We start from the raw sequence: 25008 nt of genomic DNA, 5'->3' as shown, positions 1-25008 counted from the left end.
TAGACATGGGTCTGGACAATTTTTCATTGGATTTTTTCAGTCTAAAGGGTAAAACGGCGATTGTAACAGGAGGCAACAGTGGTTTGGGTCAAGGGTATTCCGTAGCTTTGGCCAAAGCGGGTGCAGACCTGTTCATTGTAGCTAACAATGATGATTATGAAGAAACAAGACGTCTGGTCGAACCTACAGGTGTGAAGGTTGTCTTTCATGAGGCGGATCTGACGCAAAAAGAATCCATTAAAAAAATTGTAGAAGAATGCGTCAATGAATTCGGTAAAATTGATATCCTTGTAAACAATGCAGGTACGATTCGTCGCGCCCCTCTGCTGGAGTATAAAGATGAGGATTGGGACGCTGTCATGGAGATCAACCTCAATGCCGTATATCATCTGAGCCAGGAAGTGGCAAAGGTAATGGTAGAGCAAAAAAGCGGGAAGATTATCAATGTCGCTTCTATGCTTGCTTTTCAGGGTGGCAAATTCGTTCCGCCGTATACAGCGAGCAAGCATGCGGTAGCTGGTTTGACCAAGGCATTTGCGAACGAGCTGGCGGTTCATAACGTTCAGATTAATGCGATTGCGCCGGGGTATATTGCTACGGCAAATACAGCTCCAATCCGTGCGGATGAAAGTCGCAATCAAGAAATCTTGTCGCGTATTCCTGCGGGTCGTTGGGGCGATCCGTCTGATTTGATGGGAGTTGTGGTTTTCCTCGCCAGTCAGGGTTCCGACTACATGAACGGTCATATCTTGGCGGTGGACGGCGGCTGGTTGGTACGTTAAGCAGCGCTGGTCGCATCGAAGTTTATGAACTGAAAGCTGCCTCCAAAGGAAACTATCCTTTCAGGCAGCTTTTATTTTTTCAATGAAGCTATATGGTGAACTTGAAGACTTGGGGCGCTGTGTCGATCCGTCCTATGCATATGGCACGAATGCCTTTATAATTTAATGAGATAAAAATTGCTAGGCTCCAGCCGTACACTTGGTTGGAGCCTTTGAGCATAATACAGATGGATTGGAGAATGGAGAGATGAGTTCACAGCAACACCAACGAGCTTTGGTATACAAATCTTTGTGGCATGCCGGTCCTTGGGTGCTTGCCGTAGGGATCATTCTGGTAGGTGCCAATCTGCGCGCCTCGATTACCTCGGTAGGACCTCTTATCGGTTTGATTAAGGATTCTTTACATATTTCGAATACACTGAGTGGCCTATTAACGACATTGCCGCTGCTGGCTTTTGCCCTGTTGTCGCCTTTTGTAGCAAAACTGTCGCGCCGCTTCGGGTCGTCTCTTGTTATTTTTGCAGCCTTGCTGTTGTTGACCGCAGGTATTGTGGTGCGCTCAACGCTGGGGGTGACCGCATTATTTGTCGGGACCGCCATGTTGGGACTGGCTATTGCCGTGTGTAATGTGTTACTGCCCAGTCTGATCAAAGAGGAGTTTCCTCGCAACAGCGGACTAATGACCGGCGTATACTCAGTATCCATGAATGTGGTCGCAGCAACCGCATCTGGCCTGAGTATACCGCTGGCTATAAATGGAGGTATGGGCTGGCGAGGTGCTTTGGGAATATGGGGGATTGTGGGTGTCGTAGGTATTTTACTCTGGGTGCCCCAGCTCCTTAAGGCACGCAAAACAGCCAATAAAGCGGCAGTGTCTACCCGAACCGTGAATGTATATACATCGTCTTTGGCTTGGAAGGTGACGCTGTTTATGGGGCTGCAATCTGCCTTGTTCTATGTTCCTGCCGCTTGGTTTCCCGAAATGATGAGCGGACAGGGAATGGATTCAGAGACTGCGGGATGGATGCTGTCCGTGCTGCAGTTTTCGCAAATGCCATTTACCTTTATTGTGCCTATTTGGGCGGCACGGGTGAAGGATCAACGGGTGTTGGTTCTGATTATGGCTGCGCTGTATTTTATCGGTCTGGGTGGATTTTTGCTTGGAGCTACACAGTGGAGTGTGATTTGGGTTATTTGTATCGGTATAGCGGGTGGTTTTGCTTTCCCGTTAGTGATGATGTTCTTTAATTTGCGGACGCGGACACCGCAGCAGGCAGCAGAGCTGTCTGGTATGGCGCAATCTTTTGGTTATCTGTTAGCAGCAACAGGACCGACGCTGTTCGGTTATTTGCATGATGCGACACAAGGCTGGACAATTCCGCTGCTGCTGCTCTTGTGCCTGAGTGTTCTGCTTATGTTTATAGGGCTGGGTGCAGCCAAGAAACGATATGTCGGAGGCGAGGTGGATGATCAGACTGCAATTTGATGCAGACGGTTACAGTGTGATCTGTAATGCAGATCGTGTTATGTTGTTGGCTAAAGAGTTTGCGCTGTTGCGCTTTCTGTACGATAACAGGAATCAGGTGTTCACCCGGGAACAACTGCTGGATCGTGTGTGGCCGCTGGAGTATCCGGTGGAGCGTACGGTGGATGATCATATCTACAGATTGCGCAAAAAACTTAAGTCATGGGATGTGCTCCGTATTCATACGGTCAGAGGGTATGGCTACAGCTTGACCTTGACTGACGTGCGGTCACAGAATCATCCGTCCTTGCACGATCAGGAGGTGCAGGACGCCGTACATGGACTATTCCGGAAATACCAGCTGTTGGGGCAGGGGAATTCCATCGTAGCGCTGGCTGCCCAGCAGGAGCAGATGGGTTTTGAATTGTCTGTCTTTTATCAAATGTATACCCGTTTTGTACAGGCGGATGTGTCCTGGTTCTTGGAGCGGGAGGACTTTACACGCGCAGACCGATTGTATTGGATGCTGCTGCTATATATGTGCACAGCAGGGGTGACGGATGAGGGGCTTGCTCTATGTGAGTGTGCGCTTTCCAGCAGGCTGCTGTCCAGTGATCAGGAACGGGAATTACGCATTCTCAACATCCTGGAGGCTTATGTGGAAAATGGAAAACCTGAACGCGCACAGGAAGGTCTACCACTGACCTTGAGGGTCATGGAGCGGGATGATCTCGATAAATTTGTGATGCCTGTTGCACTGATGGAGATGTACATGCATCTGGCTTCCAATCATATGGAAAAGGCTGCGAAACTGTCTGATCGTCTGGAAGGCATGCTGTCGGAGGCTCCGTATTTGCGCGAACTGGGCCGTTATCGCATGATGCGCGGACTTATGCTTTTACGTACTGGAGATGTGGGCAACGCCGAGCGGCTCATGGATGAAGGGCTGGACACCCTTGATATGGCTAAACAGGAATTGCTAAAAATCAAGGCGATCTGCCAAATCCGCAGTTTTTTGAAGCTTTGCGGCTCCTATCCCATGCTGGAAGAGAAATATGCGGCTCAATATGATCGGCTTGACCGGGATAACAGTTTAACACTGCTTCGTCCAGCGCTAAGGCGCTGGTTGGAACAAACACTTTCTGTCGTCTGATGTTTTTAGCTGTCTGATTTTCCTCTGATATAGACCCGCTAGAATGTTCTTATTGCTAAAGAAGCTGAAAATGAGAGCAGGGTGAGTAGATAATGAAGGAAAAGAAAGAACTGCAATCCACGCCTAGCATTTGGCGCAATGGCCGTTTTCGGCGGATGTTTGCGGCGCACACGGCTGCTTCCTTTGGCGATTGGTTTGATGCTATCGCCATTCAGGTGCTTGTTGCCTATCGCTGGGAAGCCGACCCTATGATGATTGCACTGATTCCGGTAGTGATGGCCCTACCGGGTCTGCTGCTGGGTTCCATCGCGGGCACGTTAGCCGACCGGGTACACAAGGCCAGGCTGATGATCGTCTGCGATGCAGCTATTGCCTTATTGACGCTGGCCATCCTCGCCGTCCCGGGCCCGGCGTGGCTGCTGCCTTTGCTTGGTCTGCGCGCGGCGGCTGGCGTATTCCAAATGCCTTCACAGCAAGGCTTGACCCGCACGGTAGTCACCAGCGACGACCTATTTCGGGCAACCTCGCTGAATGGGTTGGTCAATCAGGCCTCCAAAGTGGCAGGGCCATTACTGGGCGCTATGACCTTGACTGTGTTGTCCCCCCAGGCATGCATTATTCTCAATGCATTGCTGCGTCTCTGTTCCGGCCTGCTGCTGTGGCCGCTGCGCGGAATCGGTCCGGCGCTGGTCAGCGCAGACCAACAAGCTGTTGCAGCCGAGCAGCAAGGAAAGTCGGCTGCGCATACAGCGCCTGAGGCTGATGAAGCTAAAATGCGGGAGGAGCATGTCCGCGCATCTCGTTTTTTCAACCAATGGCGTGAGGGCTGGGCGTTCTTATGGCGCAGTCGAATGCTTTTGCATACGCTCATATTCGGACTTTTCGGCTTAATCGCCATTCTCATGATCGACTACCAGTTCCCTACATTGCTGCGAGTGCTCGCTCCAGGTAATGAATCGCTGCTTGGCTGGCTGGTTTCAGCCATTGGGGCTGGCGCCGTCGGCTGCATGCTTGTGCTTAATCGCTTGAATCGCATAAGCGCAGGCTGGGGGCTCGGTGGTGGATATGTGCTGGTTGGCGGAGCTATTGCTGCTTTAGGCTGGGCGCAACCTGGAACTGGATTGCCCGTACTGCTTATGATCGGGGCCGTGCTGGGCGTGGGCAACGGCCTGTACATTATCACCCAGAACTATATATTACAAGCCAAAACCCCTGCTGATATGGTAGGACGCGTCTTTGGTATCCAAAGTACCGTGATTGGAGCAATCATGGTCGTTTCACCGCTTGCCGGAGGAGTATTGATCCGAATAGCAGGGGCGGGCACGGCTTTTGTCTGGATCGGAATGACTGTTGGAATCCTGGGTTTGACGGGACTGTTGCTTCAATCTGTAATTTGGCGCGAGTCCCTCGCCGATTCTAGCTTGACTACGGAGCAAAATGCAGACCTTGCGTAGTCGATCTTGCGCAATAATTTGCTTTGATTTTCGTCATTTATATTTTTAGCATGGGAGAGATCATGATGACTCAACAAACTTCATCCTCAGAGCCTGTGGCACGGTTACTTGAAGGATCACGGGTATACTTGCGTCCCGTTAACGTAGAGGACACCGAGCTGTACTATAATACATTGTTCGATCAGGATGTGCGGCGGCTGACAGGCACACAACGCAGCTTTACCAAGGATCAAATTGCCCGTTATATTGAAGCTAAAGGACAGGATGCCTCAAGCCTGCTTCTGTTGATTGCGCTTCGCGAAGATGATCGTGTCATTGGGGATATAGCCCTGCAGGATATGGACAGCTTGAACCGCAGCGCCAACATCCGTATTGCAATCAATGAGCAGGGAAATCAGGGGAAAGGCTACGGCACCGAAGCGCTTGTACTCATGCTGGGTTACGGATTTGGTATCTGTAATCTGCATCGGATTGAGCTGAATGTATTTGATTTTAATGAACGTGCCATTCGTTGCTATGAAAAAGTAGGCTTTCAGCGTGAAGGTGTACAACGGGATGCTTTATTCTACAATCATGAATACCATGATTCGATTCTGATGAGTATGCTGGACCACGAATACCGCGACCGCTATGTGAAAAAAGCAGAAAGTTAATTCAACACGTTTACACGGGTTTACAGAAGAGATATAATTAAAGGATAAAGTTGCTTGTTTGCGCAAGTATGACCGACAACATCAAATGAATATATGAATTACCGGAGGAGCCTGTCACCAAGGCTCCTTTATGTCTTTTTTAGGGGAACCTGTGCTGTATCTCGGGTTCCCCTTTTTATTTTGCGAGTTGTCCGTTAAGGTCAGACACATATTTTGCACGTTTGTTTTACACTTTATGATTATTAGTTTTCTTCAATATTGTGAATTATGCGCAAATAAGTTCAAGGATTAAACCAAAGGAGGTTATCAGCCTATGCAATTTATACTATATCTTCTGCTGATTCTGTTGTTCACAAAAGTCGCGGGTCATTTCTCTGTCAAGCTCGGTCAACCAGCGGTGTTGGGAAAGCTGATCGCAGGAATTGTCCTGGGCCCAGCCGTATTAGGATGGGTTCAGAATGATTCGCTGATTCATGATATGTCTGAAATCGGCGTGCTGCTGCTGATGTTCATTGCTGGACTGGAGACGGACCTGGATCAACTTCGACGTAACTGGAAGCCTGCGGTAGCTGTGGCGGTTGGAGGTATTATTTTACCGCTAATTTGCGGTTTTGGTGTAGGGGAAGCCTTTGGATTCTCGGTGCATGAAGGCTGGTTTCTAGGAATTATTCTGAGTGCTACCTCTGTAAGCATTACGGTACAGGTACTCAAGGATATGAATAAGCTGAATACCCGGGAAGGCTCGACCATTTTGGGTGCGGCAGTGCTGGATGATGTGCTTGTCGTGGTGCTACTAGCGGTAGTAATGAGTATATTCGGTATGGGTGGAGAAACTTCGCTGGGACTTCTTGTTGGCAAAAAGCTAGTTTTCTTCGTAGTAGCTATTCTGGGTGGCTGGTTCGTTGTTCCGTGGATTATGAAAATACTTGCTCCACTCAAGGTGACTGAAGCAGTCATCACGACTGCGTTGATTATTTGCTTTGGGTTTGCGTATTTTGCGGATATGTTGGGGATGGCAGGTATTATCGGGGCTTTTGCGGCCGGGATTGCCATTGCACAAACCAGCTTTAAGCACGTCGTAGAAGAAAAGGTGGAGCCCATCGCTTATTCCATCTTTGTTCCTGTATTTTTTGTCAGCATCGGATTAAATGTTTCCTTTGAGGGAGTAGGGCAGCAGCTCGGATTTGTTGTTGTTTTGACACTGATTGCGCTGGTGACAAAGCTAATCGGGGGAGGTCTCGGGGCGCGGCTGACGGGCTTCGATAACCGTTCTGCCCTTGCGATCGGCTCCGGGATGATATCTCGCGGCGAGGTTGCACTTATTATTGCAGCTACCGGTCTACAGACGGGTCTGTTGGCACAGCAATATTTTACATCGGTGATCATTGCCATCATTCTGACGACCTTGGCTTCGCCTCCGATTCTCAAGCTGTGTTTTAGCGATAAGAGGGAGAGTTCCGCTCACGATATAGAAAAGAAGGTCAGTACTGACAAGTCATAACGAGAGTATCAACAGGTCATAACAAAAAGACCCTTCGGGTTCAGCTTCTCATAGCGTGCATGGAAAGTCTGATTTAGAGTAAAGCGGACTTTCCATGCAGCATGAGAAAATGGGCGAAGGGTCTCTTTTATGCTATAAACGCTGCAAGAATAGGGAAATTAGGATTCGGACACCACTGTGAAACGTTGGTTCAGATGTTGCGGTTTTTCGATTTCGTCCACTACGGCAACTGCATAATCTTCATAGCTGACATAGCTTGCACCTTTGGAATTAACCAACAGAGTGTCTTTTCCCACTTGGTAAGAGCCTGTACGTTTGCCCAGTGCAAATTCAGCGGAAGGACTAATGAAAGTCCAGTTCAGGTCGCGGGTACCACGCAGAATTTCCAGGTTTTTTCCTTGGTTATTTGCTGTAGGGTATACGAAATCCGGGAAGCCAGGAGTATCTTTTACCAAAAGTGTTTGGGATTCGTCAGTGAACAAGCTGCCTGCACCACCTACGACAATTAGGCGAGTACCGGATGCATTACGCAGGGCTTCAATCAGTACGTTACCTGCATCGACATGCAGATGCTCTTGTCCGAGTGGAGCGGCAAAAGCATTAACGACTACGTCAAAACCTTTCAGATCATCTGTTTTCAGATCAAAAACGTCTTTTTGTACTACAGTAGCACGGCTTTCCGTTACTTTAGCCAAGTCACGGACGATGGCGGTTACTTCATGTCCTCTGTCTAATGCTTCTTTTACGATATTACTTCCTGCTTTACCGGTTGCACCAATAACTGCAATTTTCATAATAGATAGCCTCCTATAAATATGATTTGGATGATTCATTAGTTTGATCGTAAGTGTACCCAGTGCATTTACGAACTTTAATATGTAACTATTATAGTTACAATACAAAATAAAAGTCAAGCTCTTCTGTTGGGCAAACTAAAGTCCTCCGATTGGAAAGAAAGGAACTCGTTTAAATATATAAGGTGAAACTGAATGAGCCAACTTAAGCCATATTGGATAAATGTAGACCACAGATAAGAAAGGAAGGGTGAACTGATATGAGTAAAAAAGTACAGCTTGAACCCGCAGCACAGAAATTTGCAGACGATAATGCCAAGCCTCCGTTTCTATATGATTTGGGTCCTGAAAAAGGACGTGAAACGGTCAATGAGGTCCAATCCGGTCCAGCAGACAAACCTGCCGCAGATTTAGAGGATCTAACTATTCCAGGTGGGCCTGGCGGCGAGGTGAAGGTCAGAATTGTTCGCCCACAACAAGTGACAAGCGATCTCCCGGTCATTGTATATATTCATGGAGCAGGCTGGGTATTCGGTAATGACCATACGCATGATCGTCTGATTCGTGAATTGGCAGTCGGCTCACAGGCAGCAGTTGTATTCCCAGAATACAGCTTGTCACCTGAAGCTAAATATCCGACGGCAATTGAGGAAATTTACGCGGTCGTTCAATGGGTGGCACAGCATGGTCGTGAGCATGGACTGAAGCCTGATACCCTGACGATAGCCGGAGACAGTGTCGGCGGTAACATGACCGCGGCCGTAACGCTGCTGGCCAAAGAACGCAGTGGTCCTTCCATCCGGCAACAGTTGTTATTTTATCCGGTGACGGACGCTTCCTTTGACACGGAGTCATACCAGGAGTTCGCCACAGGATATTTCCTGAGCCGCGAAGGAATGCAATGGTTTTGGGATCAATATACGACGGATCCCAACGAACGAGCGCAGATTACGGCGTCCCCGTTACGTGCCACCACAGAACAGCTCAAAGGGCTACCGCGTGCGCTGGTCATTACAGGCGAGGCCGATGTGCTGCGCGATGAAGGTGAGGCCTATGCGAACAAGCTGCGTGAAGCGGGGGTAGATGTGACCGCTGCACGTTTTCAAGGCATCATACACGACTTTGTGATGCTGAATCCATTGTCGGAAACAGCAGCCAAGCGCGGTGCGATCATGCTCGCTACCTCATGGCTGCGCCGAGGGTTTGAAGGCTAGTACACTATAGAGCATTTTAAGGGTGCCGTCGTGTGATTTGATCCAGTTTTTTGAACGATTAGGCTGTCTTCTTCCTGCTGACATCTATTGCAGGGAAGGCAGCCTTTATACATATCTGCAATGAAACCGCTTCACCTTCGTCGAACAGAGTGATAATATAAAATTTGAACGAGTTTGACCGACATTCAGCTTTAAGGGGGATATCCATGCCATTTCAGGGACAACGCATTTTACCTGCAGCTAAGCATATGAAGCAGCTGGAGGGTATTTTGGACAGCTCTTATGAGTATGCGGTTTTTCTGGATACGCATGTAGCGCAGCTGCGCAACCTGTACCAGATGGCTAGGAGTCGCAACAAGCAAATGCTTCTGCATGCCGACCTGGTGCAAGGCTTGAAGAATGACGAGTATGCGGCTGAATATTTGTGTCAGGAAATTAAGCCGTTTGGGATTATTTCGACCCGATCCGGGGTGATTGCAACCGCTAAAAAGAAGGGGATTCTTGCTGTACAGCGCGTGTTCCTGCTCGATACGATTGCGCTGGAAAAAAGCTACGCGCTGGTGGAAAAAACACGGCCTGATTATATTGAGGTGCTGCCCGGTGTTGTTCCACCGATGATTAAGGAAGTTAGCGAACGCACAGGCATTCCTATTTTGGCGGGCGGACTTATTCGCACCCCAGAGGATGTGGAAGCGGCGTTGGCTGCGGGAGCTACAGCAGTTACGACCTCCAATAAACAACTGTTCGAGCATTATAAGCAATAGCTTTTATTTGAATCAAGTGGGTAACAATACATAAATATGCAAGGAGGCTGGGAAACGATGGAGCAATACATTCTTGCCTTGGATCAGGGTACAACCAGTTCGCGGGCCATCTTGTTTGATCGGCAGGGAAAAGTGGTATACAAGGCACAACGGGAGTTCCCACAGTATTTTCCCCAGCCGGGGTGGGTAGAGCAAAACGCAAATGAAATATGGAGCTCTATTTTGGCCGTCATCGCCTCCTGCCTGTCGGAATCAGGTGTGAAAGCCAGCCAAATTGCCGGGATTGGTATTACAAACCAACGGGAAACCGTAGTGGTGTGGGATAAACATACGGGTCTTCCTGTATATCATGCGCTGGTATGGCAGTCACGGCAAACAGCCGGGATCTGCGAGGAATTGAAAAGCCGTGGATTTGATCATATTTTTCATAGCAAAACGGGACTACTCATTGATCCCTACTTTTCTGGCACCAAGGTCAAATGGATACTCGACAACGTCGAAGGGGCACGAGCTCAAGCGGAGCGTGGGGATTTGCTGTTTGGTACGATTGATACCTGGCTAATCTGGAGATTGTCCGGTGGTAAAGCACATGTGACGGACTACTCCAATGCGGCCCGCACACTCATGTACAACATTTATGAGCTAAAATGGGATGAGGAGCTGCTGGATATTCTCGGCGTTCCTGCGTCTATGCTACCAGAGGTGAAATCATCTTCTGAGATATATGCGCATACGGTGGATTATCACTTTTTTGGGCAGGAAATTCCTATTGCCGGAGCGGCGGGCGATCAGCAAGCAGCTCTGTTCGGTCAGGGATGCTTTGACAAGGGCATGATTAAAAATACATACGGTACGGGATGCTTTATGCTGATGAATACCGGAGATGAACCCTGTGACTCGGAACATGGACTGATTACGACCATTGCATGGGGGCTGAATGGTCAGGTAAAGTATGCGCTGGAGGGCAGCATTTTTGTAGCGGGATCTGCTATTCAGTGGTTGCGTGACGGGCTGCGCATGTTCCGCGAGGCCACAGATAGTGAAGCGTATGCGGCGCGTGTGACCTCGACGGAAGGGGTATATTTTGTCCCAGCCTTTGTGGGTTTGGGCAGCCCGTATTGGGACAGTGACGTGCGCGGCGCGACATTTGGTTTGACGCGGGGAACGACCAAGGAGCACTTTATACGAGCGGTACTGGAATCGCTGGCCTACCAGACTAAAGATGTCCTAACTGCCATGGCGAGCGATTCGGGTGTACCTGTGCGTTCATTGCGTGTAGATGGAGGCGCAGTGATGAACGAGTTCCTGATGCAGTTCCAGAGCGATATTCTCGATCTGCCTGTAGAACGACCTGCTGTGAACGAGACAACTGCACTCGGTGCGGCGTATTTAGCGGGACTGGCAGTCGGGTTTTGGAGCAGTCTGGATGAAGTCCGGGGATATGCGCAGAGTGATCATACCTTTACTCCGTGCATGAGTGAGGACATGCGGACTGAGCTTTATGGTGGCTGGAAAAAGGCAGTTCATGCCGCAATGGCGTTCAAGTAGAGACGGTTTTGCGATAGAAGGGAGCCATCTGGCAACAGGCAGATTTCCCTTTTCATAGCGTACCGTGTATGCTACGATATAGATAAGTTAATACTCGTCAGGAGACTTGGAGAGACCATGAACCGCTCGGCATCCGCCGCAGTGATGTTCGTGGTCTTTTTTTGTACCTTATGATGATTCGGTTGGCAGATTGCATCGTGAATATATACAAAGCTGGAGGGATAAATGATGGGAGAACAGGGATTTGCTGCGCAGGAGAGAACCGCTGTTTTGGAACGTATGGGACATGAGCATTTTGATATTTTAATCATTGGCGGCGGCATTACAGGGGCGGGTATTGCGCTGGATGCGGCGGATCGTGGTTTGAAGACAGCATTGGTGGAGATGCAGGATTTCGCAGCGGGTACGTCCAGTCGCTCGACCAAGCTAGTGCATGGTGGTCTTCGTTATTTGAAGCAGTTTGAAGTCAAGATGGTAGCCGAGGTCGGGAAGGAGCGGGCAATCGTATTCGAAAATGGTCCACATGTGACCATACCGGAGCGTATGCTGCTTCCTTTTCACAAGGGCGGTACGTTTAACGCATTCACCACCTCTGTCGGGCTGCTGGTATATGATTTCCTTGCTGGTGTTAAGCGTAGTGAGCGCCGCCGCATGCTGGACATCCAAGCTACACTAGAGCGCGAGCCTTTGCTGAAGCGTGATGGACTGAAGGGAAGCGGCAGCTATGTAGAGTACCGCACAGATGACGCTCGCCTGACGATTGAGGTCATGAAGGAAGCTGTTACACGAGGGGCGCTGGCGGTGAACTATGCCAAGGCTGACAAGCTGCTGTATGACGAAGGACGAATAAGCGGTGCAAGCGTAACGGACCGGGTAACGGGAAAACCATACGAAATTCGAGCTTCGCTGGTTATTAATGCAGCCGGACCATGGGTAGACACGTTACGGGAAATGGATCGCTCCAAAGAGGGCAAGGTGCTTCGCCTGACGAAAGGTATTCACCTGGTGTTCGATGCTGAGCGCTTTCCGCTCAAACAGGCAGTGTACTTCGATACACCGGATGGACGCATGGTATTTGCCATCCCACGTGATGGAAAAACCTATGCAGGTACGACCGACACGGTGTATGAGGGGGATACGGCGCATCCCCGGATGACCGCCGAAGATCGGGCCTATGTGCTTCAAGCGATCAACGGAATGTTTCCGGATGTAAAGCTGACTGTTACGGATGTAGAATCCAGTTGGGCAGGGGTACGGCCGCTCATTTATGAAGACGGTAAAAGCCCTTCGGAAATTTCACGTAAGGACGAAATTTGGGAATCCCGTTCAGGTCTGATCACGATTGCAGGCGGCAAGCTGACGGGCTACCGGAAAATGTCCGAACTCGTCGTGGATCGTGCGGTACGGGAGCTGGGGCGCTTGCATGGGCAGAGCTTCCGGGCATGCCGCACCAGACATATCCCGATTTCGGGTGGCAGCGTAGGAGGCTCAGCGGGCTGGGACGCGTACGTAGGTAAGCAAACCGCAGCAGGTGTTGCGCTCGGCCTGTCGCCGGATATAGCTAGAGCATGGGCTACCCGCTATGGCTCCAACACAGAGCGATTGTTTGCCATAGCGGCACAGAGCATGAAGGAGGCTACCGAGAAGGAAGCGGCGCTGCCTGTGGAAGTGCGTGCCCCGCTCCTGTATGCGATGGAACAGGAAATGACAGTGACACCGTCTGATTTTTTTATACGCCGAACTGGGGCTCTGTTCTTCCAGATTGACGAGGTGAAGCGCTGGAAACAGCCCGCCATCGCATGGATGTCCGAACATGCAGGCTGGAGCGCCGCGCAAGAACGACAATATACGGCTGAGCTGGATGCTTACCTGTATGAAGCTGTAACGCCTGTAGAGGTAGAGGTGAAACCCGGTGACGTTAAAGCTATTTGAGGCCGCGAGGGATATATATCCTTGAGCCATCCATTGCTTTGAGACATGGACTGAAAGCAAAGAAGCAGCGATTCTTCATAACAAGAGAATCGCTGCTTCTTTGTATACAGATGGCTTACAGCATCAAGTGGAACAGGAACGGGGCAGCTGCCAAGGTAAAGAGAGCGGCGAGCACCATCGAGATGCTGGATATCGTCCCCGTCAGCGAACTGAACTCGAATGCTTTGGAAGTGCCTGTACCATGAGCACCGGTACCGAGCAGCACCCCACGTGAGACTTCATTTTCGATACGGAACAGTTTTACAATCATCGGACCGATAATAAGACCGCTCAATCCGGTCAGAATAACGAATACAGCCGTGACCGTCGGATTGCCGCCAATCGTTTGCGATACATTCATCGCAATGGGCGTCGTAATGGAGCGAGGAATCAGGCTGCTCAGCAGCGAAGAATTCAGGTGCATCCACTTAGCAAGCGCCATGGAGGACAACACGGCTACAACAGACCCAGACAGCACGCTAAGCACGATTTGGGTCGCGTGTTTTTTTAACACAGGGAAATATCGGTACAAAGGGACAGCAAATGCAATCGTAGCTGGCTGTAGCAGCATGGACAGCAAGTGAGCGCCCGAATTATAAGAACGGTAGTTCACACCCGTCAGCGTCAAAATCAAAATGATAACAATAGGTGTAATGAGCAATGGAGACAAATACACCTTGGGTAGTGTGCGGTACATGCGTTTGGCCATCCAGTAAATAGCGAGTGTCAATACAATACATAGAAGACCGGTCATGATGATTTATGCTCCTTTCGTTTACCAAGCAGACTAGCGACCATACCTGTGCAGGCCATCACCAGAAAGGTGCCGAGCAACACGACCAGCATAATGCTCATACCATCGTGTTCCAGCATCGGCCAATAATTCATAACGCCGACAGCGGAGGGGATAAAGAATAATAGCAGCTCGGCCAGCAACCAATTTGCACCAACTTCAATCCAGCTTAGCCGGACCAAGCCGGTTTGCAGCAGAATAAAAAGGATCAGCATACCAATGATACTACCGGGTACAGGCAGGTGGAGCCAGGAGACTACCGCGTTCAGGATGAGCGAAAAGGCCATCAGGACGGCGATCTGGAGGACACCGCGTATGAAGCTTTTCATATATAATGGCTCCTATCTTTGAGATCGGTTATTTTCAAACTGTAATGAAATTTTACATCACAAGCTTTCATGAGTAAAATGCATATAAAGAATGTAATCTATTCCGTTTGTCTATGGGAGAAGGTGTAGCTTTGGATATCCGACATTTACAATACTTTTTAGAAGTCGCGCGGTTGCGTAGCTTTACAAAGGCAGCCCAGAGCATGTTTATTACCCAGCCGACGATCAGTAAGACGATTAAAAGTCTGGAAGATGAATTGGGGGTCGCTTTGTTCGACCGAATTGGCAAAAGAATCGAACTGACGGACGCGGGAAAGGTAATTGAGCTTCAAGCACAAGCGATTGTAAAGTCCTTTCAGAGCCTGTCCTCGGAGCTGAGTGATTTGATGAACCTGAAAAAGGGACATATCCGTATTGGCCTGCCCCCTATGGTCGGATCGAGCTTTTTTCCGCGTGTCATTGGAGAATTCCATAAGGCATATCCTGATGTGACCATTCAATTATTTGAGGACGGGGCGAAGAAAGTGGAACGGGACGTAGAAGCCGGGGCATTGGATATCGGGGTGATTGTGCTGCCTGCGGTTGGAGATATGTTTGAGACATTTCTGTTTGTGGAGGAAAAGCTGAATTTGCTCGTTCATCCTACGCATGCATTGGCAGAGTGCAAGGAGGTACCGTTATCTGCGCTGGCGGAGGAGGCGTTTGTACTGTTCCGTGAGGATTTTACGCTGCATGACCGTATCATTGCGGAATGTGTTCGTGCTGGCTTTCAACCGCGTGTAGTCTACGAAAGCTCACAATGGGATCTGATTAGCGAAATGGTTGCTGCAAACCTGGGAGTAGCACTGTTGCCGGAGGCTATATGCCGAGATCTGGATTCCGAGCGTTTGCGTGTTCTTCCATTGGTGGACCCCGTCATTCCTTGGCATTTGGGGATGATCTGGCGGAACGATCGTTATCTGTCCTTTGCCGCCAGAGAATGGATATCGTTCACACAGCAATTGTTGCGGACGGAATATGGCGGGAAGTAGTCAGTCCGCAAGAAGGTGAGTACGATGCAGATGTGTACCGAAGGAGGACGAATACTGCTTACATCATAAAAAAGCTGCCCTGAGGGGCAGCGATGTAGCTTGCTTCTATGAGTGTGTTTGGTTTATTGCACGCTTGGTGTGAAGGTACTTGTCCATAATACGGTCAAGTCTGGAGGATTTGTCCAATACACGTTCATCTTTTAATCCGTGTAAGTCAGCCATGCGATTCAGTTCACGGCGTTCTTTTTCCATGAGTTTTTCCAATTGTTCGAGGTTCACAAAGCCCACCCCCCATGTCGATTGTAAGGCATGTCTCCACTAGCGGCAGAAGTTTTTTTTGATAACGATGTTATTTCCATTTTACCACTTTTTATTAACAATAATCCAGCTTTCCTGACATTTAGCGACTAATATCTATGGTTTTGCCAGTTTCACCTGATTGCGTCCTGAACGCTTAGCTTCATATAATGCCTCATCTGACTTTTCCAGTAAGTGCCTCGATGCAATGACAGGTGAACTGCCTGCTCCGATGGATACGGTTAGCGAGATCGAGGTTCCGTCATTCAAAAGAAAACGTTCATTTTCCACAGCTTTCCGAATCTTTTCGGCAAAGCTTGCTGCTTTCTGACTATCACAATTTCCAATCAGAATGGCAAATTCCTCTCCGCCTTTACGGGAGGGGTACGCCCTCGTTGTAGATTCCCGGATTAACAGCATTCCTAATTGGCTTAAGACGGTATCTCCGTTCAAATGACCATACGTATCATTAATATTTTTAAAGTGGTCAATATCCAGCATAACGAGTCCAAAGGGTTGTTTTGTAGTCTTGGAAGTATGAAAGACCTCTTCGAATAGCGCATCGAAAGCACGCGGACTGTAGAGTCCGGTTAAATGATCCCGATTTGCAGCTTCTTCCAACAGATGAACAGCCCGTTCTGTTTTTTTGATATGGGACATCATAAAATAAGTGAACAGGCCGCCAAGTAACTTAACGGTTGTGATTATTATCATAGATTCATTATCAGGAGGATTAACCACATAGAAAGTAGATAACAGTGACACTACAGCAGCTCCAAGCACAGCCGACATCCACTTGCGGAGTGTTAGGCTTTTTTCTCGAATAAAGATAAGTGAAATGCCCAGTGTCATGAAGCAATTGACGGTAGCAGTCAGAGAGACATCTGTCCAACCACCTATGATGTAAATACGGTACAGGCTTATGATCAAGGTGGTCAGCAGACCGGATACCGATCCTCCCATATAAACAGATATGATAATCGCCAATTGGCGCAGATCGACCACAAAGTGCCCACGGATCCATAAACCGGTCATCATTAACAGAATGCCAAACAGACCCAGCATTAAACCGTTCATTACCCGATAAATGAATACATGTTTTTTTAGGTAACGTTCATATTTCCGGAAAAATAAATTTCCAAAGAATAAGAAGCTTGTTAATAACGCAAAATTGTTAATTAATTCTTTTAACATATCCCTATCCTTTATGCTGTAATGAGAGTTGTAGTATCGTGGGAAGTAAAGCAAAAGGCCTCGTTTCTATATTTCGGTAAAAAGTAAGCATGAGTGAATACCAATCGACCACAAACGATTCTTATGTCCCTTACGTTTCGTTTATCTACGTGGTACAGTGAAAGGACTATGACCGGAACGGGTGATCGTATGAAGGAACCAATTCACATATCGGTGCGTCCACTTGTGGAATATGTGCATCGGAGCGGCAGCATTCATAGCGGCTTTCGCTCGAATAGCAGTATGCTCGAAGGAACTCGCGTGCATCAGGTTATCCAGAAAGGTTACAAGGAGCATGACCGCAAAGAGGTACATTTACGTACAGAAATTTCGTATAAGGACGAATTGTTTATCATTGAAGGCCGCTGTGACGGACTGATTGAGCTGGATGGCGTATGGACAGTTGATGAAATTAAATCGATCTCTTTGCCCCTCGAAGATATTCAGGGTGACGGTCAACCCGTACACTGGGCACAAGCATTTCTGTATGCCTATATGATTGCTCGTGAGGAACAACATCATTCCATGCAGGTCCAGCTTACTTATGTACAGGCACACAGTGAAGACATTCGCCGATTTAGGCGCGAGCTATCCTTTGCTGAGCTAGAAGCTTTCGCACAGGAGATGATTGCTGGTTATGCTCCGTATGCATTCCTGCTGAGAGCACATGCGGAAAAGCGGGATGCCAGTATTGCTATGTTGAACTTTCCCTTTGACACGTATCGTTCGGGTCAGCGAACGCTCGCGGGTTCGGTGTACAAGACGATTGCCGAAGGGGTTAACCTGTTTGCCAAAGCACCTACAGGTATCGGTAAAACGGTATCCACCTTGTTTCCTGCGATCAAGGCTATCGGTGAGGGCCAGGTTAGGCGAGTATATTATGTGACGGCTCGTACCACGACTCGGGCAGCAGCCGAAGAAGCTTACGCTAGAATGCAGGCCCAAGGGCTGCACATGCATGTGGTGACTTTGACTGCGAAGGATAAAATTTGCTTTAAGGATGAAAATGATTGTGATGCTGGATCATGCAGCATGTGCGAGGGCTATTACGACCGGATCAACGGTGCGGTTTCCGATATTTTGGCGAATGAGACGTTAATGACTCGGGCGGTGATTGAGCATTATGCGCGCAAGCATAAGGTATGTCCCTTTGAATTTTCGCTGGATGTGGCGTATGCCTCGGATGGTATAATCAGTGATTATAATTATGTTTTCGATCCACGGATTTCTTTGAAAAGATTGCTGGAGGAGCACAAGCGAAAAGGTGTCGTACTGGTGGATGAGGCTCATAATCTGGTAGAACGCGGCCGGGACATGTTTTCGGCGGAAATTTTGAAATCTTCTTTTTTGGAACTGAAACGAGAATTTAAGTTGCTAAGCCCAGAGATTGCTGCAGCTGCGAGTGCAGTGAACGCACATATGATTACGCTGCGCAAGCAATATGCAGATACAGGAAAAGCAGTGGAGACAGCAGCACCGCAAGAGGTGCTGGAGCTGTTGGCGCCTTTTGTGGAAGCAGCTGAACGTGAACTGGTGACGGGGGGCAGTACAAGCCACGCAAGCGGTGAGGGTACGGCTTATGCATTGCTTCTAGATACGTATTTTACCGCTCAGAATATGCTGCGCATTGCTGCTTTATACGATGAACGATACGTTACATATGTGGAAGCGGGGCGCAGTGAAGTGAGGGTCAAGCTGTTCTGCCTCGATCCTTCTCACTTGCTGGGACAAGCTATTAAGGGCTACCGCTCAGCCATTTATTTTTCCGCAACGTTGACACCGCTTGCTTATTACCGGGACATGCTCGGAGCAAACGAGGAAGATTATACGTTACAGGTTCCTTCCCCCTTCCATCAGGAGCAGTGGGATGTACGTCTGCTGCCGCTCTCCATCCGTTATCGGGATCGTGAGCGTTCCAAAGGGGCGATTGCGGATATGCTGGCTGCATTGGTTGTGGAACGGAAAGGAAATATCCTTGTGTTTTTCCCGTCCTATCCATATCTGCGTGAGGTATATGAGGAGTTCATGCTTCGGGACGTGTCCGCAAATACGTTGGTACAAAGTCCGGGGATGACCGAACCAGAGCGGGATCGATTTCTAGAGGCTTTCCAGCCTGGGCAAGAGCACACCTTGCTTGGCTTTGCCGTACTGGGTGGTGTGTTTGCTGAAGGTGTCGATTTACCTGGGGATCGCTTAAATGGGGTAGTGGTTGTCGGCGTCGGCTTGCCGCAAATTGGAGCAGAGCGGGATGTGCTGCGGGATTATTTTTCGGAACAGGGACGGAATGGTTTCAACTATGCGTATGTATATCCGGGAATGAACAAGGTTCTTCAGGCAGGTGGCAGACTGATTCGCACAGAGCACGACGAAGGATTGCTGGTCCTGGTAGATGATCGTTTTGCCAAGGAACCATATGCTTCTTTGCTGCCTGACGAATGGAAAAGCTACCGTCTGACGGAACAAGCGGGATTAAGGAAGGAATGGATAGACTATGAACTTTAATTTTCATAATGACTCCATACGCGGGGTGCTGCGTAGCTTTGGACATGAAGATGCCGAAGTGGATAATATAGAGACTTTTGTGACATTTGCGCGCTTGGCTAATGGTATTTTCAGAGAAATGGATACGGATTTTAGCAAGTTGGGGGCTTCTCAGGGTCGGATTATTGTTCTTAGCCTGTTGCATTGCCATTCGCCGCATCGCATGACACCATCAGAGTTGGCGGAAAAAGCTGATGTGACGCGTGGAACCATGACGGGGCTGATCGACGGATTAGAGCGAGATGGCATGATTGAACGTGTGGCTCATGAGAGTGACGGGCGGATGGTGACTGTCGGATTAAAAGAGGCAGGACGAGAGCTGTTAAGTAAGATAGTCCCTTATTATACGAAGTTGATTCGGTCGTGTATGTCTGAGTTTACGCCGCAGGATCATAAGATGATGAAGGGTTTACTGGGAAAAATGAAAGGCGGTTTTGAGCGGTCCTTGCCGAAATGCTGAGTTCCTAACATAGGGAATAAGGAATAGGAGAGAGAACATGTTCTTTTATACAGATGAGGTCTATGAAGCCCGTGATTTTGGCTCAATGGATGCCAGAGAAGGCGAGTGGAGAAATTGCGAGTTTACCCGATGTCGCTTTCGGGGTGTGGAGATGAATGAGTCCCTCGTGGAAGGCTGTACTTTTGTGGACTGTGATTTTACCGGAGCCATTCTGAATGCATCTCACTACAAGGAGTCGGCTTTTACCAATTGTTTGTTCACCAGCGCCAATTTGTTTGTAGTCCGGTTTGATAACTGCAAGCTGGTAGGTTCAGATTTTGCGGGGGCGAATATGGATGGTATCACAATTACGGGCGGAGACTGGTCTTATACGAATTTGCGTCATGCAGATTTAAGAAAACAAGATTTGCGAAAAATACGATTCAAGGAAGCTGACTTATCCGAATGCAATTTGGAAAAAGCAGATTTGCGGGAGGCGGATCTTACCCGGGTAAGACTGCACAAAGCCCATCTTCAAGGAACAGACCTGCGCGGTGCGAAGATGGATGGCGTGAATTTTAAAGATCTGGACATCACCGGAGCCAAGTTGGATATCGAGCAGGCAGTAGCGGTGGCCCGCTCCTATGGAGCCAAGGTGGAAGGCTAAAAAGCACGGGATACAGGACCCGTCTCGATCTGCGGTACCCCGTGCGGGTGAAATGGATGGTTGACTCGAATGTGAAGAACTTAATCTTTAGGGGGTGCCGGCAGTAGTGGAATCGCTGCTCCCGGGTCCCGGTTTGGCAAATGATCCACTCCCACAGGCTCTAGAGGCTGCTGTGGAACTGTCCAGTTGCGCGCGGTATCCGCGGCAGTTCGCTGCTCCAGCAAGCGTTTGGCTACTTCATAACATTGATCGACATGCCGATTACCAATGGTTCGCATAGCAGTGAAGCCAATTGCCGCGGCTAGCCCTTGCCCCAGAAGGGGGACAAACTTGCTAACCTGCTTGGTAGCGATCCGAATGCCCATTTTTTGCAAAATCTGCACGATAACTTCACGGGTGATGAGTCGCCCGATCAGCTTGCTGCCAATTGAGGTGATAAAACCATACACCATGGATTTTGTTTCTGCGTCCAGACCTTCCAGCTGCTTCTCAGATAATCCGAATTTTCCATTAATGGCTGGCAGTAACTGCATCAAAATGCCAACATCAGCAAGAACGTCAGCTCCTGGAACTGGAACCAATACCGCTCCCCCCGAAGCCGCAGCCCTTTTCGTCACCATGGATTTACATTCTTTACGGATCTGCTCCAACTCTTCTATTGTTCGGGCTGTCATATGCATCTCTCCTTCATACGCTTCCGATTAGGACCCATGATTCTACCCTGTTATTACACACATTTCTACCTTTCTTAAGCATGGAGTAAGCAAAAAATCCCTAATCCACGCACTATCCCACATTTACTCCTGTGAAGCGATCAGGCATAATGAAGGATGGTTGCCGATAAGAACAAGCCTGTTTTACGGGGATAAAGGAAGGAAGAGACAGATGAGTCAGACAAACGTTTATTTTAATCATGATGGTGGAGTGGATGATCTAGTATCCCTTTTTATGCTGCTTCAGATGGAGCAGGTTCATTTGACCGGAGTATCGGTGATTCCAGCAGATGGTTACCTGGAGCCTGCGACGGATGCCAGTCGTAAAATTATTGATCGTTTTGGACAAAATAAAGGGCCTGTGGAAGTCGCAAAGTCTAATTCACGCGGTAAAAATCCGTTTCCTGCCGCTTGGCGTTTACATTCCTTCTATGTGGATGCATTACCCGTACTGAATGAATCGGGGCGTATGGAAGCACCGCTTTCATCCCTGCCAGCTCATCAGCACCTGATTGAAAAGGTACGCGGAGCTGAAGGTAAGACGCTGTTGCTATTCACTGGACCGCTAACCGATCTGGCGCGAGCGCTGGATGAAGCACCGGATATTGAAGCAAAGATTGAAAAGCTGGTATGGATGGGTGGCACCTTTGAAAAAGGGAATGTAGAAGAGCCGGAGCATGACGGCACAGCAGAGTGGAATGTGTTCTGGGACCCAGAAGCGGCATATCGGGTGTGGCAAAGCGGCATTACGATTGATCTGGTAGCGCTGGAAAGCACAAGCAAAGTGCCATTAACTCCAGCAGTACGCAATCGTTGGGCTGCGGAGCGCCGATATGAAGGCGTGGATTTCTTGGGCAATTGCTATGCAGGATGTCCTCCGCTTGTTTATAGCGAAACGAACTCAACCTATTACTTGTGGGATGTACTGACCACTGCATCCGTAGGACGCCCGGACATTGTCAAGAAAAAGACGGTGCATTGCAGCGTTATCGCAGAAGGACCAAGTCAGGGCAGAACGGTGGAACAGGCAGATGGACGTCCTGTGAACCTGGTATATGATACAGACCCGGAAGCCTTTTTTACGTATATGGCCGATTTGGCCAAGCTAGCTGCTCCCAAACGTTACTAAGACCGGCTATGCATAAGCGTGCGGCTTAGAGCAACCATACTGCCTAGTAGCCCGTAATCCATAACATAAAGCCTGTGACGTTATGCGTCACGGGCTTCTATTGCATGATATCTCTATATATCACAAGCTAATCTCTGTTTTAGGCAGACTCCTGGTATATTTTCAGGGTGAACTGGAGCGTTATCTCCGTCCCGCTACCAGGTTCACTGCTCCCTGTCATCTTACCGTTCATTCGTTTTAATAGATGTTTGGTAATCTGCCAACCCAAGCCTGGATTTCCATATGAGAGAGAGTACCCACGGTCATGTTCAAGCAACAAATTCAATTTATTCGGAGATATACCGATTCCGGTATCCTTCACCTTTAATTCCAGTTCAATCTCAGGTGCATCGGTCACGGATTGGGTGGTTGCAGATAAAGTGACAGCTCCTGTGCTTGTAAACTTCACTGCATTATCTACCAAATTAATCAGCATACGGCGAATTTTAGCTTCATCCCCGATAAAAATAGGCGAGCTGGTGAGATTCCAGTCGAGCTTCAACTCGAGATTCCGCTGCGCGGCTACCTCTGTATACAGGCTCAATACATTTTCCATCATCGTTCTCAGATCAAACGGATCTTCAATATCATCAATCTGCCTGGATTCCATAGTGCTGTAATCCAAAATATTACTCAATAACGTCATGAGCGAGCGACTGCTCGACTCCATGATGCTCATATATTGCTGTTGTTCCTCGGTTAACTCCGTCGTCAGCATGAGATCGGTGGCTCCCCATATTTCGGTCAGCGAAAACCGAATTTTATTACTCAGGGAAGATATCAAATCCAGCTTGCTCAGGGCAGAGATCTCAGCATCTATCTTTTCTTTCTCCAGTTCCACCACATAACCCAGAAATACAGCCATAGCCTGTAGGGCCTTCAATTCGGATTCTGTCAAATGTACAGATGGCGCGTCCAAGATACAAATGGTTCCGTAAGCCTGACCATTTTTCATGCGAATAGGGATTCCTGTAAATGAGTGGTTTCCCATGGTTTTAGTCACATCTAAATCGCATGTGTGCGGGTGAATAGTCGTTTCTGAAATCGTGAGGTGATCTGCAGGATGGTCCAACACCAGACTGCAATAGCTAAGCTCAAAAGGGAGCACATCCCCTTTCTTAACGAGTATCTCTTCCCGGTTAAATGAATCAACGATTACATTCGTAATCCCATCATTAGCGGCAATGAAAATGGTATTTACATGCAAAATATCACTCAACACATCAATGACATGCGCGGTAGCCTCTTGAATACTATTATAAAAACCTGTAGGTGAAGTAGTCATGTATCTCCAATCCTGATGCAAAGTGGTGGTTATCCAAAAACTTTAGCAGTTTGTGTATCCCATTCCCGATCCTCTGAATGTGTTTTTGGAGCGTATCATTAATTATACATGATTATTTCATTATAAACCGATCTTTCTACTTCCATTTACCTATTCGCTTGCGCAAACCTTCATTTTTTAGGTCTAATGCTAGCCTTTCTGGGAAGGTTTTTGTTTGTATTATTACACATTCACGAAAATATATGATTATTTTCATTCTTTTTTCATAAATTCATATGTAATCTCATGATATGAAAATTGTGTAATAAAATAGGAGGATAGAACCAGTAATATCATGTAAATATTCTATATAATAGGTTCAGAGGTGGAATTATGAATAGACAGGAAGCCCTACAACACTTCCTTAAGACCTATGCAGAAGATGTATTGAACCAGAAATTACATCAAGCAGCGTCTTTGTATGAACAAATAAAAGAAGAGCTCATCTCTTCCTTTATTCAATCCTTTCAATCGATCTGCCTGCAAGCCCATTCTGCAGAAGTGGCCAAGACGAGGATCGGATACATTACCTATTCTATGAGGCGCACGTATCTGATGGATCGTAACTATAACTATGTCGTCGAAGCCTATGATAAAAATTGGTTCTTTGATCCTCAACCTTGTTATGGAATCTATGATGCAGGCTGGGTATTCCGCTTTTTAGCAGAAGTGGAGGGTGAATTGAATCAGCTTAGTACAAATAGGGCGGCTGATGGTGAGCATGGTGCTGAAACTAATTATGCCAAAGATTTGATGAAAGCCAATAGCCTGATATTCGGGAAAATATTAGGATATATATATTATGGTCAGGAATTTAGGCAAGCAGTAGTAAAAAACAATAAATTGAGTGGTATTACAGGCAAAGGAGATGTTTTCCAATACTGTAATTGGTTCACGCCGATTCTTAGAATGAAATCTAAGCGAGTTGAATGTGGCATATACGCTAGCGATAACCGTTGGGGTGAGAGTGTGCGGAAAATATACAATACCTTTAGTGGGAATGAAGCTTCTAACTATGAACAATATTTGTTGAGTCTTGATAAAAGTGTAACTCAGAAAATTGCTGCATCCGAAGGTATTAAGCTTCCTAATTTTAAATTTAAACCTACCCAAAATGGTAACGATAGCAGAAAAAATGATACGAATGAGTGGAGTATCGTCGGTGAAAGATAAA

The 25008-nt window shown here is 48.0% G+C and carries 23 protein-coding genes; 16 read left to right on the top strand and 7 right to left on the bottom strand.

What is annotated here, in order from left to right:
- The first annotated feature begins 5 nt into the window (after window positions 1-5).
- From kduD to JOE49_RS04265, 6 genes are all read left to right on the top strand, one after another.
- Complete coding sequence (kduD, locus tag JOE49_RS04290) at window positions 6-782, top strand: 2-dehydro-3-deoxy-D-gluconate 5-dehydrogenase KduD (RefSeq protein ID WP_071643751.1); 777 nt, start codon at window positions 6-8, stop codon at window positions 780-782.
- Window positions 783-1029: 247 nt separating this feature from the next.
- Window positions 1030-2268, top strand: a complete 1239-nt coding sequence (locus JOE49_RS04285) for a CynX/NimT family MFS transporter (RefSeq protein WP_209940620.1) — start codon at window positions 1030-1032, stop codon at window positions 2266-2268.
- Window positions 2249-3400, top strand: coding sequence for a winged helix-turn-helix domain-containing protein (locus JOE49_RS04280; protein ID WP_209940619.1), 1152 nt, complete (start codon window positions 2249-2251; stop codon window positions 3398-3400). The genes JOE49_RS04285 and JOE49_RS04280 overlap by 20 nt, the downstream gene beginning before the upstream one ends.
- Before the next feature lie 92 nt (window positions 3401-3492).
- Window positions 3493-4854 (top strand): MFS transporter, encoded by a 1362-nt coding sequence (locus JOE49_RS04275; RefSeq protein WP_209940618.1) that lies wholly within the window; start codon window positions 3493-3495, stop codon window positions 4852-4854.
- 62 nt (window positions 4855-4916) lie between these two features.
- Window positions 4917-5507, top strand: coding sequence for a GNAT family N-acetyltransferase (locus JOE49_RS04270; RefSeq protein ID WP_071558084.1), 591 nt, complete (start codon window positions 4917-4919; stop codon window positions 5505-5507).
- 313 nt (window positions 5508-5820) lie between these two features.
- Window positions 5821-7008, top strand: coding sequence for a cation:proton antiporter (locus JOE49_RS04265; protein ID WP_209940617.1), 1188 nt, complete (start codon window positions 5821-5823; stop codon window positions 7006-7008).
- Between the two features lie 158 nt (window positions 7009-7166).
- On the opposite strand, the gene JOE49_RS04260 is transcribed toward JOE49_RS04265, so the two are convergent.
- On the bottom strand, window positions 7167-7802 hold the full coding sequence (locus tag JOE49_RS04260; RefSeq protein ID WP_160788416.1) for an NAD(P)-dependent oxidoreductase: 636 nt from the start codon (window positions 7800-7802) through the stop codon (window positions 7167-7169).
- A gap of 260 nt (window positions 7803-8062) precedes the next feature.
- On the opposite strand from JOE49_RS04260, the gene JOE49_RS04255 reads away from it, so the two are divergent.
- The 4 genes from JOE49_RS04255 (at window position 8063) to JOE49_RS04240 (ending at window position 13260) form a co-directional block, all read left to right on the top strand.
- The gene (locus JOE49_RS04255) at window positions 8063-9016 is read left to right on the top strand and encodes an alpha/beta hydrolase (RefSeq protein ID WP_209940616.1); all 954 of its coding nucleotides are present in this window, start codon (window positions 8063-8065) and stop codon (window positions 9014-9016) included.
- Between the two features lie 206 nt (window positions 9017-9222).
- Entirely contained in the window at window positions 9223-9780 is a 558-nt protein-coding gene (locus JOE49_RS04250) for a glycerol-3-phosphate responsive antiterminator (RefSeq protein ID WP_025721809.1), read from the top strand.
- Between the two features lie 57 nt (window positions 9781-9837).
- Complete coding sequence (glpK, locus tag JOE49_RS04245; protein WP_209940615.1) at window positions 9838-11328, top strand: glycerol kinase GlpK; 1491 nt, start codon at window positions 9838-9840, stop codon at window positions 11326-11328.
- A gap of 228 nt (window positions 11329-11556) precedes the next feature.
- Window positions 11557-13260 carry a glycerol-3-phosphate dehydrogenase/oxidase gene (locus JOE49_RS04240; RefSeq protein WP_280922052.1) on the top strand — a complete coding sequence of 568 codons (1704 nt, stop codon included), beginning with the start codon at window positions 11557-11559 and terminating at the stop codon, window positions 13258-13260.
- 115 nt (window positions 13261-13375) lie between these two features.
- Here the strand turns inward: JOE49_RS04240 and JOE49_RS04235 are convergent, their stop codons facing one another.
- Complete coding sequence (locus JOE49_RS04235) at window positions 13376-14053, bottom strand: CidB/LrgB family autolysis modulator (protein WP_013312486.1); 678 nt, start codon at window positions 14051-14053, stop codon at window positions 13376-13378.
- Complete coding sequence (locus JOE49_RS04230; RefSeq protein WP_013312485.1) at window positions 14050-14421, bottom strand: CidA/LrgA family protein; 372 nt, start codon at window positions 14419-14421, stop codon at window positions 14050-14052. Before JOE49_RS04230 ends, JOE49_RS04235 begins: the two co-directional genes overlap by 4 nt.
- 131 nt (window positions 14422-14552) lie before the next feature.
- On the opposite strand from JOE49_RS04230, the gene cidR reads away from it, so the two are divergent.
- Entirely contained in the window at window positions 14553-15452 is a 900-nt protein-coding gene (gene cidR, locus JOE49_RS04225) for a cidABC operon transcriptional activator CidR (RefSeq protein ID WP_245248344.1), read from the top strand.
- A 105-nt stretch (window positions 15453-15557) separates the two neighbouring features.
- On the opposite strand, the gene JOE49_RS04220 is transcribed toward cidR, so the two are convergent.
- Together JOE49_RS04220 and JOE49_RS04215 are read right to left on the bottom strand one after the other, a co-directional pair.
- Complete coding sequence (locus JOE49_RS04220) at window positions 15558-15731, bottom strand: aspartyl-phosphate phosphatase Spo0E family protein (protein WP_013312483.1); 174 nt, start codon at window positions 15729-15731, stop codon at window positions 15558-15560.
- A gap of 135 nt (window positions 15732-15866) precedes the next feature.
- Window positions 15867-16943, bottom strand: a complete 1077-nt coding sequence (locus JOE49_RS04215; RefSeq protein ID WP_209940613.1) for a GGDEF domain-containing protein — start codon at window positions 16941-16943, stop codon at window positions 15867-15869.
- A 168-nt stretch (window positions 16944-17111) separates the two neighbouring features.
- Here JOE49_RS04215 and JOE49_RS04210 point away from each other — a divergent pair, with 168 nt between their 5' ends.
- The 3 genes from JOE49_RS04210 to JOE49_RS04200 are packed head-to-tail and all read left to right on the top strand — an operon-like array spanning window position 17112 to window position 20629.
- The gene (locus JOE49_RS04210) at window positions 17112-19484 is read left to right on the top strand and encodes an ATP-dependent DNA helicase (protein ID WP_076156552.1); all 2373 of its coding nucleotides are present in this window, start codon (window positions 17112-17114) and stop codon (window positions 19482-19484) included.
- Window positions 19474-19983 carry a MarR family winged helix-turn-helix transcriptional regulator gene (locus JOE49_RS04205; protein WP_013312480.1) on the top strand — a complete coding sequence of 170 codons (510 nt, stop codon included), beginning with the start codon at window positions 19474-19476 and terminating at the stop codon, window positions 19981-19983. The genes JOE49_RS04210 and JOE49_RS04205 overlap by 11 nt, the downstream gene beginning before the upstream one ends.
- 37 nt (window positions 19984-20020) lie before the next feature.
- The gene (locus JOE49_RS04200) at window positions 20021-20629 is read left to right on the top strand and encodes a pentapeptide repeat-containing protein (RefSeq protein WP_028540785.1); all 609 of its coding nucleotides are present in this window, start codon (window positions 20021-20023) and stop codon (window positions 20627-20629) included.
- Between the two features lie 80 nt (window positions 20630-20709).
- Here JOE49_RS04200 and JOE49_RS04195 read toward each other — a convergent pair whose 3' ends face one another.
- Window positions 20710-21303, bottom strand: a complete 594-nt coding sequence (locus JOE49_RS04195) for a hypothetical protein (protein WP_209940612.1) — start codon at window positions 21301-21303, stop codon at window positions 20710-20712.
- A 211-nt stretch (window positions 21304-21514) separates the two neighbouring features.
- On the opposite strand from JOE49_RS04195, the gene JOE49_RS04190 reads away from it, so the two are divergent.
- A complete protein-coding gene (locus JOE49_RS04190; protein ID WP_013312477.1) occupies window positions 21515-22471 on the top strand; it encodes a nucleoside hydrolase in 957 nt (318 codons plus the stop codon).
- A gap of 139 nt (window positions 22472-22610) precedes the next feature.
- Here JOE49_RS04190 and JOE49_RS04185 read toward each other — a convergent pair whose 3' ends face one another.
- On the bottom strand, window positions 22611-23795 hold the full coding sequence (locus JOE49_RS04185) for a GAF domain-containing sensor histidine kinase (protein WP_209940611.1): 1185 nt from the start codon (window positions 23793-23795) through the stop codon (window positions 22611-22613).
- 372 nt (window positions 23796-24167) lie between these two features.
- On the opposite strand from JOE49_RS04185, the gene JOE49_RS26265 reads away from it, so the two are divergent.
- Entirely contained in the window at window positions 24168-25007 is an 840-nt protein-coding gene (locus tag JOE49_RS26265; protein WP_245248343.1) for a hypothetical protein, read from the top strand.
- Window position 25008 lies beyond the last annotated feature (1 nt).

Source organism: Paenibacillus sp. PvR133, assembly GCF_017833155.1.
In the GTDB taxonomy this organism is placed as follows: domain Bacteria; phylum Bacillota; class Bacilli; order Paenibacillales; family Paenibacillaceae; genus Paenibacillus; species Paenibacillus polymyxa_B.
Note: the sequence above shows the minus strand (reverse complement) of the source record. Positions and strands in the feature narration are given on the sequence as shown.